This window comes from Rhizobium leguminosarum, from assembly GCF_001679785.1.
In the GTDB taxonomy this organism is placed as follows: Bacteria; Pseudomonadota; Alphaproteobacteria; order Rhizobiales; family Rhizobiaceae; genus Rhizobium; species Rhizobium leguminosarum_R.
This window is the reverse complement of sequence record NZ_CP016286.1, coordinates 1,438,816-1,453,400: the sequence shown is the minus strand read 5'-3', so window position 1 is coordinate 1,453,400 and position 14,585 is coordinate 1,438,816. Positions and strand designations below refer to the sequence as shown.

The 14,585-nt window shown below is 62.2% G+C and carries 14 protein-coding genes; 6 read left to right on the top strand and 8 right to left on the bottom strand.

All coding sequences use genetic code 11. The features are described 5' to 3' along the window. Positions 1–103 precede the first annotated feature (103 nt). Positions 104–1,015: an agmatinase gene (locus tag BA011_RS07335; RefSeq protein WP_065279945.1), complete on the bottom strand. Its 912-nt coding sequence runs from the start codon at positions 1,013–1,015 to the stop codon at positions 104–106. Positions 1,016–1,361: 346 nt separating this feature from the next. Between BA011_RS07335 and BA011_RS07330 the strand changes: the two genes are divergently transcribed. From BA011_RS07330 to BA011_RS07320, 3 genes are all read left to right on the top strand, one after another. Then, positions 1,362–2,474 carry an MFS transporter gene (locus BA011_RS07330; RefSeq protein WP_065279944.1) on the top strand — a complete coding sequence of 371 codons (1,113 nt, stop codon included), beginning with the start codon at positions 1,362–1,364 and terminating at the stop codon, positions 2,472–2,474. Positions 2,475–2,596: 122 nt separating this feature from the next. Beyond that, positions 2,597–3,085, top strand: coding sequence for a MarR family winged helix-turn-helix transcriptional regulator (locus BA011_RS07325; protein WP_065279943.1), 489 nt, complete (start codon positions 2,597–2,599; stop codon positions 3,083–3,085). Beyond that, positions 3,085–3,765 carry a GNAT family N-acetyltransferase gene (locus BA011_RS07320; protein ID WP_065279942.1) on the top strand — a complete coding sequence of 227 codons (681 nt, stop codon included), beginning with the start codon at positions 3,085–3,087 and terminating at the stop codon, positions 3,763–3,765. Before BA011_RS07325 ends, BA011_RS07320 begins: the two co-directional genes overlap by 1 nt. 13 nt (positions 3,766–3,778) lie before the next feature. Here the strand turns inward: BA011_RS07320 and BA011_RS07315 are convergent, their stop codons facing one another. Next, the gene (locus BA011_RS07315) at positions 3,779–6,625 is read right to left on the bottom strand and encodes a M16 family metallopeptidase (RefSeq protein WP_065282441.1); all 2,847 of its coding nucleotides are present in this window, start codon (positions 6,623–6,625) and stop codon (positions 3,779–3,781) included. A gap of 235 nt (positions 6,626–6,860) precedes the next feature. On the opposite strand from BA011_RS07315, the gene BA011_RS07310 reads away from it, so the two are divergent. Then, on the top strand, positions 6,861–7,841 hold the full coding sequence (locus BA011_RS07310; protein WP_065279941.1) for a substrate-binding domain-containing protein: 981 nt from the start codon (positions 6,861–6,863) through the stop codon (positions 7,839–7,841). A 71-nt stretch (positions 7,842–7,912) separates the two neighbouring features. On the opposite strand, the gene BA011_RS07305 is transcribed toward BA011_RS07310, so the two are convergent. From BA011_RS07305 to BA011_RS07280, 6 genes are all read right to left on the bottom strand, one after another. Next, positions 7,913–9,178, bottom strand: coding sequence for an ABC transporter substrate-binding protein (locus BA011_RS07305; protein ID WP_065279940.1), 1,266 nt, complete (start codon positions 9,176–9,178; stop codon positions 7,913–7,915). A 26-nt stretch (positions 9,179–9,204) separates the two neighbouring features. Beyond that, positions 9,205–10,041, bottom strand: coding sequence for a carbohydrate ABC transporter permease (locus tag BA011_RS07300; protein ID WP_065279939.1), 837 nt, complete (start codon positions 10,039–10,041; stop codon positions 9,205–9,207). Continuing rightward, positions 10,038–10,961 carry a carbohydrate ABC transporter permease gene (locus BA011_RS07295; protein ID WP_065279938.1) on the bottom strand — a complete coding sequence of 308 codons (924 nt, stop codon included), beginning with the start codon at positions 10,959–10,961 and terminating at the stop codon, positions 10,038–10,040. Before BA011_RS07295 ends, BA011_RS07300 begins: the two co-directional genes overlap by 4 nt. Then, positions 10,954–12,180: an ABC transporter ATP-binding protein gene (locus tag BA011_RS07290; RefSeq protein ID WP_065279937.1), complete on the bottom strand. Its 1,227-nt coding sequence runs from the start codon at positions 12,178–12,180 to the stop codon at positions 10,954–10,956. The genes BA011_RS07295 and BA011_RS07290 overlap by 8 nt, the downstream gene beginning before the upstream one ends. After that, positions 12,177–13,007, bottom strand: coding sequence for a metallophosphoesterase family protein (locus BA011_RS07285; RefSeq protein WP_065279936.1), 831 nt, complete (start codon positions 13,005–13,007; stop codon positions 12,177–12,179). The genes BA011_RS07290 and BA011_RS07285 overlap by 4 nt, the downstream gene beginning before the upstream one ends. 219 nt (positions 13,008–13,226) lie before the next feature. Next, positions 13,227–13,622: a hypothetical protein gene (locus tag BA011_RS07280; protein ID WP_065279935.1), complete on the bottom strand. Its 396-nt coding sequence runs from the start codon at positions 13,620–13,622 to the stop codon at positions 13,227–13,229. 277 nt (positions 13,623–13,899) lie between these two features. Between BA011_RS07280 and BA011_RS07275 the strand changes: the two genes are divergently transcribed. Together BA011_RS07275 and BA011_RS44185 are read left to right on the top strand one after the other, a co-directional pair. Beyond that, complete coding sequence (locus tag BA011_RS07275) at positions 13,900–14,088, top strand: hypothetical protein (RefSeq protein ID WP_065279934.1); 189 nt, start codon at positions 13,900–13,902, stop codon at positions 14,086–14,088. 49 nt (positions 14,089–14,137) lie between these two features. Then, positions 14,138–14,380 (top strand): hypothetical protein, encoded by a 243-nt coding sequence (locus BA011_RS44185; RefSeq protein ID WP_186806514.1) that lies wholly within the window; start codon positions 14,138–14,140, stop codon positions 14,378–14,380. Positions 14,381–14,585 lie beyond the last annotated feature (205 nt).

Genomic DNA, 14,585 nt, shown 5'->3' with positions numbered 1-14,585 from the left:
TCAGCAGGGGACAATTCGGTCCAGTTCAAGGCTCTAGCCGCATCAGAACACCCTCTCGCTCGTCGATGAAACCTTGCCCGGCGACCATGCCGCGAGCCGGATCTCAAACCTGCCGGGCGATGGCGCCGACTATATTGACGACAAGGCGCGCGGCGGTCAGGGCCGACAGGCGGTCGATGTCGGCGGGAGGATAGAGCTCGACAAGATCGAATCCTGCGATCCTGGCCCGCCTGCCAAGGCCGGCAATCAGGTCGATTACCTCGGTATAGGTGAGGCCGCCGGGCGTGCGCGCAGCCACACCCGGCATGATGCTGGGATCGAGGCTGTCGCAGTCGAGCGTGACGACGACCCGCGCTCCTTGCGGAATATGCCGGAGAGCGGCTTCGGCGCCGTCGGCGTGAATTTCGCGGGCAGTGACGAAGCGGCTGCCGTAACCCCGCGCCGCTTCGATGTCGGCGAGGCGTGCGCTGCCGACACTACGGAGGCCGACCTGCACCATGCCGGCGACATGCCGCATTTCGCTCGCCCGACGCATCGGGCTCGAATAGCCGAAACGCTCGCCATGCACCTCGTCACGCCAGTCGATATGGGCGTCGACCTGCAGGATCCAGACCGGTTCGTGATCGGCAAAGCCGGCGAGGAAAGGAATGGTCACGGAACAGTCGCCGCCGAGCAGGATCGGCACGGCGGGCACTGACAGGATCTCGCGCGTCTTCACCTCGATCCGGGCGCGGTTGCCGGCATTGTCATGCATGGTGGTTTCGACGTCACCTGCGTCGATGCAGCACACCGGTTTGCCATCGAACAACGGTCCGCCGAGATCGAAGTCCCAGTGCTCTACGAGCGCGGCATCGTCCTGGCTCACAGCGCGGATGGCATCGGCGGCCAGGACATAGCCGCTGCTGTCCTTGCCGGGATAGGTGCTGCCGTGACCGGCCGCGAAGATCACCGCACGGGGCAAACGGCCATCGGCGAGGCGATGTGGAAGGCCAAGAAAGGAAGGCGAGGCTGTCATTTCCTGATGGTCCTGATGATGTCCGGCGGAAGTTGCTGTGGTGAGGACTTTTGGTCGGGGCAAAATTCTATGCAGACCTGTTTAGTCCCTTTGGAAGTTTTTGAGAACTTTTTGGACGCGCTTAATTACGGCGCTCGTCGTATCCCGCAGAATTCATCCTCTTTTGAGCTTGAAGGTTCCCGCACCTTCAAACACCATGGAGGTTGCAATGAACGATACTTCCACCCCTGCATTGGCGCCGCATCACGCGGCGCGGGCGGGAACGTCTGTGGAGCCGTCGGACGTGTCGGATCGGCACTTGCACGGCACGACATCGCCGCGAGAAGATCGGATCCCATGGGCCGCGATGGCGGGTATCATCGCGACCGTTACGGTGTTCGCCGTGGCGCAAGGGCTGACCTATCCGCTGCTCAGCTTCATCCTGGAGCGGCAAGGGACGACATCCGGCCTGATCGGATTGTCGGCGGCGATGACGCCGCTCGGTTTCATTCTATCGGCGCCCTTCATTCCGGCGCTTTCTCGGCGCGTGGGTGGGGCGCGGCTGGCGATCCTGTGTTCGATCCTGGCCGCGCTCACCCTAATGACGATTGCCTGGGCGCAGGACGTCTGGGCCTGGATGCCGCTGCGCTTCCTGCTCGGCGTCTTCGCCAATCCGCTTTACGTGATCAGCGAAACCTGGCTGATCTCGATCACGCCGGCGCCACGCCGGGGCCGGATCATGGGACTCTATTCGTCGATCGTTTCGGGCGGCTTCGCCATCGGCCCGCTGTCGCTCTGGCTCACCGGCACTGAGGGTTGGCCACCCTTCGTGATCGGCATTACGGCCTTCCTCCTCTGCGGCCTGATCGTGCTTGCGGTCGTCCCACACCTGCCCGACATGCCTGGTGAAGGCGAGGCGACGTCGGTCGGCGGCTTTTTCGCGCTGGCGCCGCTGCTGTTGTTTGCGGTTTTCACGGCTGCCGCCTTCGAGCAAATCCTGCTTTCGCTGTTTGCGGTCTATGGCGCAGCGCTCGGCAGTGGCGAGAGCCACATCGCTTCGCTGATCACCTGTTTCATCGCCGGCAATGCCGTGCTGCAGATTTCGCTCGGGCGCTTGGCCGAACGGTTCAGCTCGACGCGGATGATGCTCTTCTGCGTCCTGGCTTGCCTCGCCAGCTGCCTGCTGCTGCCGTCGGCCTTCAATTCGTGGCTTATCTGGCCGATCGTTTTCGTCTGGGGCGGGGTCTCGTTCGGGATCTACACCCTGTCGCTGATCCAGCTCGGCGAGCGTTTCACCGGCCAGGCCCTGATCGCCGGAAATGCGACCTTCGCCTTGGTATGGGGCATCGGCGGCATCGTCGGATCGCCTGCGACAGGACTGGCGATGCAACTGATCGGACATCAGGGTCTGCCATTGTCCCTTGGCCTGCTCAGCTGTGTGCTGGCGGCGTTGCTGATGGCCAGGAGATGGCGGGGCTGATCGAGGCACTTGCTCGTGCCATGCCGCCCTGCCCCGGGATTCATCTGCCGGCCCTTTCCGCAGAAGAATTGCTCCTTAATGTATAACATGTTATATAACAACCAATACAAATGGAGATCGACATGGTCGAGGATGTGGTCCGGACGCTGGGGTTTCTATGCATGGGCAGCCGGTTGCGGCGCATCGGAGAAAGGCTGCAGGCCGATACGCAGCAGGTCATCGACGAGGCCGGTCTCAGCATTCAGGCGGGCCAATATCCATTCCTTGCAGCGATCGACCGGGCCGGGCCGCTGACGATCGGCGAGCTCGCGCAGGCGGTGGGCATCACCCAGCCCGGCGCAACCCGCACCATCGGCCAGCTTCTCGAACTCGGTTACGTCGACATGCAGCCGGCCCCGGATGATCAGCGTCGCAGACTGGTGTCGCTGACCGACAAGGGACAGGACCTCGTCGGTCATTCGAAAAAGGTGATCTGGCCGCGCATCGCCGCCGCCGTTGCGGATCTCTGCGGTGATCTCGACGGGCCGATCCTCGAACAGCTCGCGGCCATCGAGGACGGGCTTGCGGCGGTGCCGCTTGCGCGCCGCAACGCCGCCAAGGAGGAACGATAATGCCCCATATCCTCGACCGACCGATCTGGAGCGCACTGGAAACCGCGCATGCCAATCTTGCCGAAGGCGGCAGGTCCGCGCGGCGATACCCACCCTCCATCGTTCCTTTCGCGGCGTCCGCCGACGACACGCCGGAGAGCCTCGACGCCCTGGAGAACCTGCCTTCGCAGGAGGAGAGCATGATTCTCGTCGAATCCGGGCCGATCGTCATTCCACGGGGTCTTACCGTCGCAACGGAGGCATCGGTGGTCCAGATGATTGCCGAGCGGTCCCATGAGCGGATTTCCGATCCTCGCATCCAACCGCTGACGGAGTCCGATGCCGCCGACATGCTTGATTTGGCGACATTGTCCAAACCCGGGCCGTTCACGTTGCGAGCCCAAAGCCTCGGCAGCTTCTGGGGGATCAAGAGCGAAGGCCGCCTGGTGGCGATGGCCGGGCAACGGATGCGGCAGACAGGTTTCATCGAGCTCAGCGGGCTTTGCACCCATCCCGATTTCCAGGGACGCGGCCTCGGCACCCTGCTCTTCCGCTTCGTTGCCGGAGAGATCGCATCGAGCGGCGACACAGCCTATCTGCACGCCTATGCGGCGAACACATCGGCCATTTCGCTCTACAAGACACATGGCTTTGCGCTTCGCTCTGAGATGAACATGCGGGTGGTCAAACGTCGCTCCTGAGCAATGCCCCGACCTATCGCACCGCCGGCGGCAGCACTTCGAATTTCCAGAATTTTTCCGGGCTGAAATAGGTCGTGGCAAACGCGCGAATATCTGCGGCGGCTACCTTGTCATAGCCGCTGAGATTGTCGCGTATCCGGTCTAAACCACGCGAATCCGTCTGAGCGCCGCGCAGATATTCAATCCAATATTCGTTACCCTGCTGCTGATGCTTCAGTGTCTCGATAATCGGTTCCCGCGCGCGCGTGAGTTCGTCCGGGGAGACATCACGCGACCGCAGATCCTTGGCGATGTCGTCGACGAGTGCGTAGAAGCGCGCGACCTTTGCCGGGTCTGTCTCGACGTAGAAATATGCGTAGCCGTAGCCAGGGACTTCACTTGACAGGTCAGCATCGCCCTCCAGCACATAGCTTGCTCCTTCTGCGATGCGAAACTGGTCGATCAACCTATTTTGGAAAATCTGGGTGGCGAGATTGGCGGTGAAGGACCGCGGCAGGTCGGAAAGCAAATCGCCAATCGGAACCCCTACCGCGGCGGCGGCGCTATCCGCCCTGCCCTTATGGGCCTCCACAACGGGCTTCTCGTTCGTCGCCGGAAAACGAACGTCGTTCCGATCGTCGCTCGACGTCGTCTCCGGGCGCGGCGGCAAGGCGCCAAAAGTTTCAGCTGTCAGCCGGATCGCGTCGTCCACCGTCACGTCGCCAACGATGGTGATATCGATCGGGCCGTTGGAGACCATAGGCCGGAACAGCGCCTCGAAATCCTCTGGATGAGCGGCCGACAACTGCGCGCGATCGGGGAAGGTCCAGCGCCGGTCGCCCGAATGCACGAGACCTGGGAAATCGCGGCTGACTATGCCGCCAGGCGTCGCCTCATACTGCTCGAGACCGCTCAAATAGGCTTGCTGCACACGTTTGAACGCCTCGGGGCGATAGGCGGGATCGGAGGTGTATGCGGTCATGAGCTGCAGTTGCGTCGCAAGATCTTCAGTCCGTGTACGCCCGTCGAACCTGAAGGAGCTGTCACCTACGGAGAAATCGATGCTGACGATGTTGGCCGTCAGCGCTTTCTGGATATCCTGGTAATCCATGGCCTTCACGCCGGACAGCACGACGGCCGAAGATGCCCAGATCGGGGCGGAACGGTCGTGCGGCAGGTCCAGCCGACCGCCGCCGATATATTCCCGCACCAGCACTTCGTTGGCACGCAGCTTGGTTGGCTTGACGGTAAGCCGCACGCCGTTGGAAAAGCGCACCAAGGTCAAGCCGAGATCGTCGACGGCGCGGCGTTCGACCACAGCGCCCGGCGTGCCGAAATGGACGTAAGGCCAGGCGACGTCAGCTGCACTAGATCCTACCGAGACGGCAACGGCATTTGACGCATCGTAGACTTGCCGAACCGCGTCGACTCCGCCCTCAGGTGGTTGGGCCGTCTGTAGCACGACCTGCGGACCGTTGCCGGAGAAAGCACGCTGCAGGGCCTGATTGACCTCGGCCGCCGTGACGCCGTTCGTCATCGTCTCGAACAAGGAGAGGTCTTCGCTAGGCGAGGTGAAGACTTGATCATCATCGACGCTGCTCGCCAGCATGGAAGCGACGTCGGTGGTCGTGCGTGTCGCGGCTCCGGCCGCAGCAGCCTGCAGGGCCGAGCGATAGTCGAGGATTTCGCGATCGATCTCCGCCTGCGTAGCGCCGAACTCCTGGATACGACGCTGTTCCTGGTCGATGGCCGTGAGCGCCGCCTGCCATTTTTCCGGCTCGGAGTTCGCCGCGATCAGGACGACATGTGCGGAATCGAGGAGATCCTGAGAGCCGACGCCGGCACTGATGAATGGGGCATCCGCCTTGCCGGCGATGGTGCTCACCCGGCGATTGAGCACCATGAGACCGAGATTTTCAATAAGCTCAGCGCGGCGCTTGGCGAAGGTGTCAGGCGCCGCGTCATAGAGACGCGTCCAGGCGACCTGTACGCTCGTCATGCCGCCGGGAACAACGATGAGGTCGGTGCTTTCGCCTTTCGTCACCAGCGTGCCGAGATCCGGTTTTGTCGGAGCCGGGTCGACGGCCTTCCAATCGCCGAAGCGCTGCCGGATTTCCGTTTCCATGGCGGCGGGGTCGATATCGCCCACCACCATCAGCGTTGCCCGATCGGGTCGGTAATTGGCCCGGTAATATTCACGGACGAGGGCCACAGGCGCATTGCTGATGATGTCGGCTTTACCGATCGGCGTCCGCATGGTCGCGCGCTTGCCGGCGAGCAGCGAATTCATAATTTCGAGAGCCGCGCGATACTGCGGCGTGTCGCGCAGCCGCTCTTCCGACAGGATGACGCCGCGTTCGCGATCGAAGGCGCCAGCGTCGAGGGTGAGCTCGCTCGCCGTTTCTCGCATCAACATCAGGCCCGTCGAAACCGTGTCTGCATCGACCTCGGGCAGATCGAGTGCATAGACAGTCTCGTCGTAAGAGGTATGGGCGTTGGTGTCCGGCCCAAAGGCCAAACCCTTGCGCTGCAAGATACGGATCATCTCCCCTTCGGCGACATGTGTCGAACCCTTGAAGGCCATGTGCTCGAGGACATGCGCCAGACCCTGCTGGTTGTCGTTTTCGTCGAGCGAACCGGAGCCGATGCGAAAGCGGATCGCTGCCTGTCCGGGCGGCGTGACATTGCGCATGATCGCAAATCGCATGCCGTTGGCGAGCATGCCGAAACGCACATGGGGGTCGGCTTGGATGTCGCTTTGCGTTTGTGGCCAGGGCACGGATGGGCTGTCCGCATAGGCTGGCGACGTGAAGTTTGCGACGAGGGAGACCGTCGCGAGAAACCACCATACCGTGGAGCATTCCATTTTTTTGTGAGACATTCTTGTCCAGGTGATGAGAATGAAGGGGTAGATGGCGTCAATCTGACTATTCCACAGGTTGCATTTCCCATCAACTGCCATGTGTAATGAATAAGAAGTAGATAACTCTGCCTAGAACAGGATCTCGTCCGAAAACCGCTCACACTTTTCGGCATCATGCTCTGGGTGTCAGACCATTGTCATCGAACCCGCCTAAGGGATAGCGCCTCGATACTGTCACCAGGAGGCGTTTTCGATGGCGACATTGGAGCAGGTCGCGTTCCGGGTAGGATGCTCGCTGGCGACCGCGAGCAGGGTTCTCAACCGCAACGGACCGGCCAGCGACCTGATGGTGCGCAAGGTGCGCCGTGCGGCCGCCGAACTCGGCTATCGCCCGGCCGGCTCGTCCGCCGGCAGGCTCGGACGCAGACCTGTGGTCGGCGTGCTGATCCCGAGCATCACCAATCCGGTCTTTGCCTCGTCACTGTCGAGCATCCAGAACCGCATGCTGGTGGCCGGCCATGGCGTCTTGATCGCCCAGTCGAATTACGATCCGGCGCGCGAGGCCGATGCCGTCGCAGCACTTTTGAACGACCGGCCGACCGGGCTGATCCTCACCGTCTGCGATCCATCCACCAGCAAGGCGCTGCTTGCGAAGCTGCCGCCGACCGTGCTGCTCAACAACCTGCCGACGGCGCAGTTTCCGGCGGCCGTCACTGCCGACAATCGCGGCGCCGGCCGCGAGATCGCGACATTCCTGATCGGCATGGGCCATCGCCGCATTCTGTTTCTCTCCGGGAATTTTGCCGCCTCCGACCGCGCCCACCTTCGCTACCGCGGTTATCTCGACGCTATGGCCGAGAACGGGCTGACACCCCTCGATGCGGTGCAGATCCCGTTCGTCAGCGGCTATGACCAGCTCGACCTTGGCGTCGCGATGACTTCGCTTGCGCCGACGGCGATCATCGCCTCCAACGATCTGCTGGCGCTCGGCGTCATCGGCGCGCTGAAGCGCGAGGGGCTTTCCGTGCCTGGGGATGTTTCGGTCGCCGGCTTCGACGGCATTGCCATCGGCCGGCTGATCGATCCACCACTGACGACCATCGAAATGCCGGATGCCAGCATGGGGGCGACGGCCGCCTCGCTGCTGCTCGACATGGCGGAGAATGCCGCCCCTGCCCGCCATCTTAATGTCGCCTATACGCTTCGCCGCGGCGGCACCGTGCGCGCCATCTGACGCTTGCGAAACCAGAGGGCCGCCACGCGCTCGGTGTGGCGGCCCTGCCCTGTTTCCGATCGGGAAACCGATCAGCTGCGCGGCAGCATGCCCTCGACATCGGCGGCTGCGTCGTCGAGCGCTTCCTTCGGTTCGGCCGACTGGTCGACGATGCGCGAGAGATTGTCGACGATCGTCTGCGTGACCTTGACGCCATTGGAGCCTGGGAAGGCGTACCAGGGGATCATCACCGGCATCTGGCTGAGGCCTGCCTGGAACAGCGGGTTCTGCTTGTAGAAATCGCCGAGATAATCGGCCGACTTGGCGGCAAGCTCGTTGTTCGGGACGTAACCGGTGCCGGGCACGACGACGGAAGCGCCATAAGGGCCGGCGGCGAATTTGGCGAACTTCCAGGCGGCATCCTGCTTGGCGGCGTCATGCGTCAAGATGACGACGGCGTTACCGCCGGTCGGCAGGCGGCCGTTCACCGGATCGATCAACGGGATCTTGGCGGTGCGCAGATCGAACTTGTTGCCGACATTCTTGATCGTGTTGCGCAGCGCTCCTGTTGTCTGGAATTCGAAACCGACCTTGCCGGCTGCGAAAGCCTGTTCGCCGGCGGCCTTGGTGAACACGGGCATGCCGCCTTCGGTCACCAGACGATGCAGGACCTCGACGGCCTTCTGACCTTCCGGGCCGTTGAAGGCAACCTTGCTTTCGTCGTCGCTCAGCATCTTGCCGCCGGCGCCGAAGAGCAGTGCCGAAAACATCCAGTCATCGCCCTGCCAGCGGAAATCGATTCCGTCGACGCCATTGCCGAGCGCCTTGATCTTGCCGCCGAGCGCGATGACCTCATCCCAGGTTTTCGGCGGGTTTTCAGGATCGCCGCCGGCCGCCTTCACGAGGTCGGCGTTGTAATACATGATCGGGTTGGAGGTCGCGAAAGCCAGACCAACCTGCTTGCCCTTGACCTGGGCAAGCTTGAGGATCGTGTCGGAGAAGCCCTGCTCGGCCATGTTGCCGTCCTTCTGGACGAGCGGACCGAGGTCGACGGCGACGTCGCGCTCGTCGAGCATGCGCAGGCGGTTGAGGCCGATGAAGGTGATATCGGGCATTTCGCTGGTGCCGACCTGGCGAAGGATCGTCTGGATGCCTTCTTCATAGGTGGCCGACGGGCTGGCGAACTGGATCTTGATATCGGGATTTTCTTCCATGAACTTCTTCGAGATCGTGTCCATCACGTCCTTGAAGAAGCCTGGCATCGGGTAGTGAACCGTCAGCGTCGTCTCGGCATGCGCGGGAAGCGCGATTGCCATCGATACGGCCGCTGCGGCGAGAAGCTGGGTGATATGTTTCATCGCTCGTTCTCCTGGGTTGAAACCGGTCAGCCTTTGAGACCGGTCATGGTGATGCCCTCGACGAAGCGCTTCTGCGCAAGCAGGAAGGCAATGACGAGGGGAAGGGTAATGATGAGGGTCGCCGCCATCAGCGCGCCGTAGTCGTCGCCGGCCTCGGCGGCGCGGAAATACATCAGACCAAGCGGTGGTGTGGCATAGTCCTGCTTGCTGATGACGATCAGCGGCCAGTAGAGATCGTTCCAATGGGCGACGACCGAAAAGATGGCGAAGGCGGTAACCGCCGGCCAGGCATTCGGCACGATGACGCGGGCGACGATGCCGAGTTCCGACATGCCATCGAGACGCGCGGCATGGATGAGATCGTCGGGCATGGCGCGGAAGAACTGCAGGAACATGAAGATCGCGAAGACCGAAATGGTGAAGGGCGCGACAAGGGCGGCATAGCTGTTGAGCAGCGCGGCGCGGTCGAAGGCGACATAGAGCGGCAGCGCGGTCGCATGGATCGGCACCAGCAGCCCGAGCATGACAAGCACCATCATCGCGCGGGCGGCGCCGAAGCGCAGCTTTGCCATGGCGTAGGCGCAAGGGATCGCCACCAGCACCTGGAAAAAGAAGATCAGCCCGCAGACGACGACGCCGTTCCACAACAGCTGCGCCATCGGCACCCGGCTCAAGGCCTTGGCAAAATTCTCGGCATAGGTGAAGTGCGTCGGGATCAGCGACAGCGACGAGGTGAAGATGTCGCTTTGGGCCTTGCCGGCCGTCGAGATCATGAAGACATAGGGCGACAGGAAGATGATCGCACCGAGCGAAAGCAGCGTCAGGCGGATGATCCTGCCGAGGGGAAAAGCGTTCGTCATCATGTGTAATGCACCCGGCGATCGAGAATGCGGTATTGCAGGAACATCAGCACCACCAGGATCAGCAGAAAGACCACCGTCATCGCCGAGGCATAACCGACGCGCAGGTAGACGAAGCCCTCCTGGTAGATAGTGAAGAGCAGCACCTCCGACGCCTTGTTCGGGCCGCCCTCGGTCAGCGTCTTCACAGTCTCGAAGACCTTGACCGAATTGGTGATGCTGATGGTGATGACGAAGAGCGTCGTCGGCCCGAGCATCGGCCAGGTCACCAGCAGGAAGCGGTCGAGGGAGGATCTGGCCCCATCCACTTCGGCTGCCGCGTAAAGCTCGCGCGGGATCGCCGTCAGTCCGGCCAGGAACAGCACCATATTGAAGCCGGCCGATTGCCAGACGCCGATGATCGAGAGGCTGTAAAGCACCGTGCCGGAGCTGCCGAGCCAGTTCGGGCCGGGAAGCCCGACGAGGGCGAGCAGCGCGTTGAGCGGGCCGATTGTGGGGTGGAACATATATTGCCAGACGGTCGCCATGGCGACGATCAGCGAGGCGACCGGGAGGAAATAGGCGGTGCGGAAGAAGCTGCGCGCCTTCGTCTCACTCTCGATCAGCATTGCGATGCCGAGGCCGAGAAGGATCGAGACGGGTGCGACGATCGCCGTGTACACCGTCGTATTCCACAGCGACTTGCGAAACGTGCGGTCGGTGATCAGATGCGCGTAATTCTCGAAGCCGACGAAACGGAACTTGCCGTAGCCGAGTTCGAAATCGGTAAAGCCGAGCACGATGACTGATGCAACCGGCAAAAGCACGAAGAGAAACAGCAGGATCATTGCCGGCATCACCAGCATCCAGGCGATGCGGGCCTCGCTGCGCCGATGCACAACGGCGGCATCCTGCGGCACGGCTATGGAGACGATGCTAGCCATGCGCCCTCTCCCGCTGGGCATCGGCAGCGCCGAGCCCGGCATCGGCAGCGCCGAGCCCGGCATCGTTTGTAGCGAGCCCGGCATCACCCGTTGCAACGCCGCCGGCCAGCCGGCTGCCGTCCTCGGCAAAGATCAGCGTGCGGCCGGGCGAAAGCCGCAGGCCGACCGGATCGCCGGCAACAAGGCCAGAGGCTTCGGCCGGTTGAACCTTGGCGACGATAGTCTCGCCGATTGCCTCGAGCCGGCAATGGAGGATGACTTCGGAGCCCAGGAATTCGACGCGTTCGATCCGGGCGGCAAGGCCGTCATGCCGGCTCTTGGAGACAAAGACGAATTCCGGGCGAATGGCGAGCGTGACCGGCATCTTGCCGCCGGGCGCATTCTCAAGCGTCAGGCGCAGGCCGCCGCAGAGAATGACGCCGCCTTCGGCAAAGGCCGGCAGCAGGTTGATGCGCGGCTGGCCGATGAAGCGGGCGACCTCGATATGGGCGGGATCGTCGTAGATGACCTCGGGGCTGGCGATCTGCAGCAGCTTTCCGCCCATCATCACGGCGACACGGTCGGCCATGGACAGCGCTTCCGCCTGGTCGTGGGTGACATAGAGCGTCGGTACGCCCGCGCGGCGATGCAGGTCGACGATCTCGCCGCGGGCGTGAACGCGCAGATTGGCATCGAGATTGGAGAGCGGTTCGTCCATCAGGAAGATGCTCGGCTGGCGCACCATGGCGCGGGCGAGCGCCACGCGCTGACGCTGGCCGCCCGACATCTGGCCGGGCTTGCGGTCGAGCAGGTGATCGATCTTCAGCGACGTCGCCATATCCCTGACGTCGCGGGCGATCGCCCTGCGGGTGGCGCGCTGGCCCGGCATCAACGACCCGATGAAGGGCAGCCGCTGCATCCTCGACAGCCGGCGTATCGCCAAAGGCACGGCGATATTCTCAGAGGCCGTCAGATGCGGATAAAGCGCGTAGGACTGAAAGACCATGGCGATGTTGCGGTCGGCGGCTGCAACGCCGGACATATCCAGTCCGCTGATCAGGATTTCGCCCTGGTCGGCATGGTCGAGGCCGGCAAGGACTCGCAACAGCGTGCTCTTGCCGCAGCCGGAAGGGCCGACCAGCGCGATGAATTCACCGGCGGCGACATCCAGGCTGACGCCATCGAGGATCTGGTTGCCGCCGAACGCCTTGGTGATGCCGCGAAGCGAGAGCGCGCTCATTCGACCGGTTCCCGCTGCTTGACCGCCTGGGGATAGACCTCGTGCACGACATCGTCGAGCACATGCGCGGTCATGCCGGGAACGGCGACGATCGTGCTTTCGACCGATGCCTCGAGCTCGTGGACGACGGCGCCGATCAGGCGCTCACCCGGCATCTCGCGCTCCATCTTGTCGATGATGAAGGCGGCCGACGGACCCCATGTCAGTTGGGTATTGTCTAAGCGCCCCTGCCAGGCCCAATGGAGATGGCCGCTCGCAAACAGCGCCACGTCATGGGCTGATATCAGATCATAGAGCCGCCGGCGCTGAGCCGGGCGAACGCTCCAATATCCGGTATCGCCTTCGTCGGGTTCATCGACGAAAAGCGGCTTGTGCGCGAACAGCGCCACCCGCCGCCCTGCCCTGTCGGATAGCGCCTGGTAGAGCCATTCGAACTGAGCTTCTTCCTCGTCATCCTCATGACCAAGAAGCAGCGAGTTCAATCCGATGAAACGCCAGGCACCCGTATCCTCCAGCCAGCGGTCGTCGCCGGCAAGGCTGCGCCAGCGGGACAGCCGCTCGGCATTGACGGGCTGATCCGATCCCTTTAGGTGGCCGACATCGTGATTGCCGGGGACGATCAGCATCGGGATCGACACCTGACGCATCAGATCCATGGAAAAGGTGATGTCGTCGTCCTTGTCGGCACCGTCGACGGTAAGATCGCCAGTATGGACGATCAAGTCGGCGCCGGTTTCTTCGATCCAGGTCAGAAGCGGCGCCCAGTTGCCGTTGAAATGCGGCTTGCCGGGGCTGAAATGGGTGTCGGTGATCTGAATGATTTTCATGGGGCGCGTCTCCGAGACGTCGGCAGCGCGTCACGGGCGCTCCCTTCTCGTGCCCTCTCTAGAAGGCTCCCATGTCAATCACACAGCTGAGGTTTTCAGCTGTTTCTCAGTTTTGACATCGATCTGTCATGCTGGCGCAGACCGCCCGCCGGAACCGTGGCAGCCTTCGCCTGTATTTGGAATCAAGAACACGCGGGCGTTTGCAACATTGCGTTGCAATCAGTGCCGTGGCGCGTTGGCGGGAATGGATGATACCGTTGCCGAGACAGGGTCGCTTGCAGGAAAGCTGTCCTCGAGGCCTTCATCGAGTTCCTCTTCCAGCGTTTGCCTGTCGCCGGCCGAACGCGCACTCGGCTGGCCGATCAAGCCCTTGCTGCCTTCGTCGAAATTGCCGTTGCTCAAGGCATCGTAACGGTTGATGCTGCCGTCTGCTTCCCCGCCGGTAAAGGTGGTCAGCTGAACCATCATGACCTTGGCGTGGTCGACCGCCGTCGTATCGTCGAGTTCGCCGTGGGAGTTGTCGATTTTGACGGAAATCGATTCTCCTCCCTCGCCCAGGAATTCGACGGTGAAGATGTCGCCGGCTTGTGTCACCCGAGTATCGATCAGCTGCATGGAAACCTCCTGTGTTCATGCACCTCAACGGCCATCCGGCTCCGGAGTTCCACCGCTATGCCGTTTCGACACAAGGCAACGAGCCTTGGGATAATGCGCCAGCTCGGAATAAAACGCCTATGCGAGTTCATTGCCAGTCAACAGTCGCATCCATGCCGCAATTGCCGCTGTCGCCTTGCCCTTAAGTCTTATGGTTAATTTATTAATAATTCGGGGTTTATGAATGGAACCTGACAACCTTTCCAAGTGTTGATGCTGCGCCGTGGAGGAACCCCCGATGATCCTGAAAATCCTTGCCCCCAAGATCGATGCCGATTGCCATGATACCGGCACTTATCCCGATGGGATTTTCGCCGACAACCGGATCGATCTTTCCGCTCGTCGCGACGACCGCCGTCGCTCACCACATGAGCGCGACTACGGCAATGACAGGAAAGTGGAAAACCTGCCGCTCGGTTTTGCTTGACCGTACCGGACGTGGCACGCGTCGCAGCCTGCGAAGACCAGAACGCCCGATGCCGCAGCACGGCAGTCAGCGCTCCGGCTGTTTCCCTAATTCTTCCGCCGCCGTTACCGACGTTCCGGCCGCCATATGTGTGCGCATCGGTGTTGAAGATTTCCTCCCAGAGTCATCGCCCAGAACTTTTGCTGTGCAGCTGATAGCCATGTTCGAAGGGAGCGTCGTTCAGCGACCCCGCAACGAGGAAATCCTCGCCGTCATTCCATCGATGAACGCGGTCATTCAATTTCCGTCGTGAACCAAGGGAATGGCGATGTTGCGGGACCGAATGGCATCCTGCTGGATACTGAGCGCAATCAGTTCGCGATAGCAGCTGAGCATCCCTGCGCCGCGACTTCCGCTTCGCCGGGATAGCCATCCTCGTCACGAGAGCGCTGCATTGGATGAGACGTCCAATCGTTCGAGGGGTGACCTTGCTCGTCCCAACTGCCGCGGAGCGGACA

Coding starts and splice junctions, on each gene's coding strand:
- BA011_RS07335 (WP_065279945.1), bottom strand. CDS start 1,015: ATGACAGCCTCGCCTTCCTTTCTTGGCCTTCCACATCGCCTCGCCGAT.
- BA011_RS07330 (WP_065279944.1), top strand. CDS start 1,362: ATGGCGGGTATCATCGCGACCGTTACGGTGTTCGCCGTGGCGCAAGGG.
- BA011_RS07325 (WP_065279943.1), top strand. CDS start 2,597: ATGGTCGAGGATGTGGTCCGGACGCTGGGGTTTCTATGCATGGGCAGC.
- BA011_RS07320 (WP_065279942.1), top strand. CDS start 3,085: ATGCCCCATATCCTCGACCGACCGATCTGGAGCGCACTGGAAACCGCG.
- BA011_RS07315 (WP_065282441.1), bottom strand. CDS start 6,625: ATGTCTCACAAAAAAATGGAATGCTCCACGGTATGGTGGTTTCTCGCG.
- BA011_RS07310 (WP_065279941.1), top strand. CDS start 6,861: ATGGCGACATTGGAGCAGGTCGCGTTCCGGGTAGGATGCTCGCTGGCG.
- BA011_RS07305 (WP_065279940.1), bottom strand. CDS start 9,178: ATGAAACATATCACCCAGCTTCTCGCCGCAGCGGCCGTATCGATGGCA.
- BA011_RS07300 (WP_065279939.1), bottom strand. CDS start 10,041: ATGATGACGAACGCTTTTCCCCTCGGCAGGATCATCCGCCTGACGCTG.
- BA011_RS07295 (WP_065279938.1), bottom strand. CDS start 10,961: ATGGCTAGCATCGTCTCCATAGCCGTGCCGCAGGATGCCGCCGTTGTG.
- BA011_RS07290 (WP_065279937.1), bottom strand. CDS start 12,180: ATGAGCGCGCTCTCGCTTCGCGGCATCACCAAGGCGTTCGGCGGCAAC.
- BA011_RS07285 (WP_065279936.1), bottom strand. CDS start 13,007: ATGAAAATCATTCAGATCACCGACACCCATTTCAGCCCCGGCAAGCCG.
- BA011_RS07280 (WP_065279935.1), bottom strand. CDS start 13,622: ATGCAGCTGATCGATACTCGGGTGACACAAGCCGGCGACATCTTCACC.
- BA011_RS07275 (WP_065279934.1), top strand. CDS start 13,900: ATGATCCTGAAAATCCTTGCCCCCAAGATCGATGCCGATTGCCATGAT.
- BA011_RS44185 (WP_186806514.1), top strand. CDS start 14,138: ATGCCGCAGCACGGCAGTCAGCGCTCCGGCTGTTTCCCTAATTCTTCC.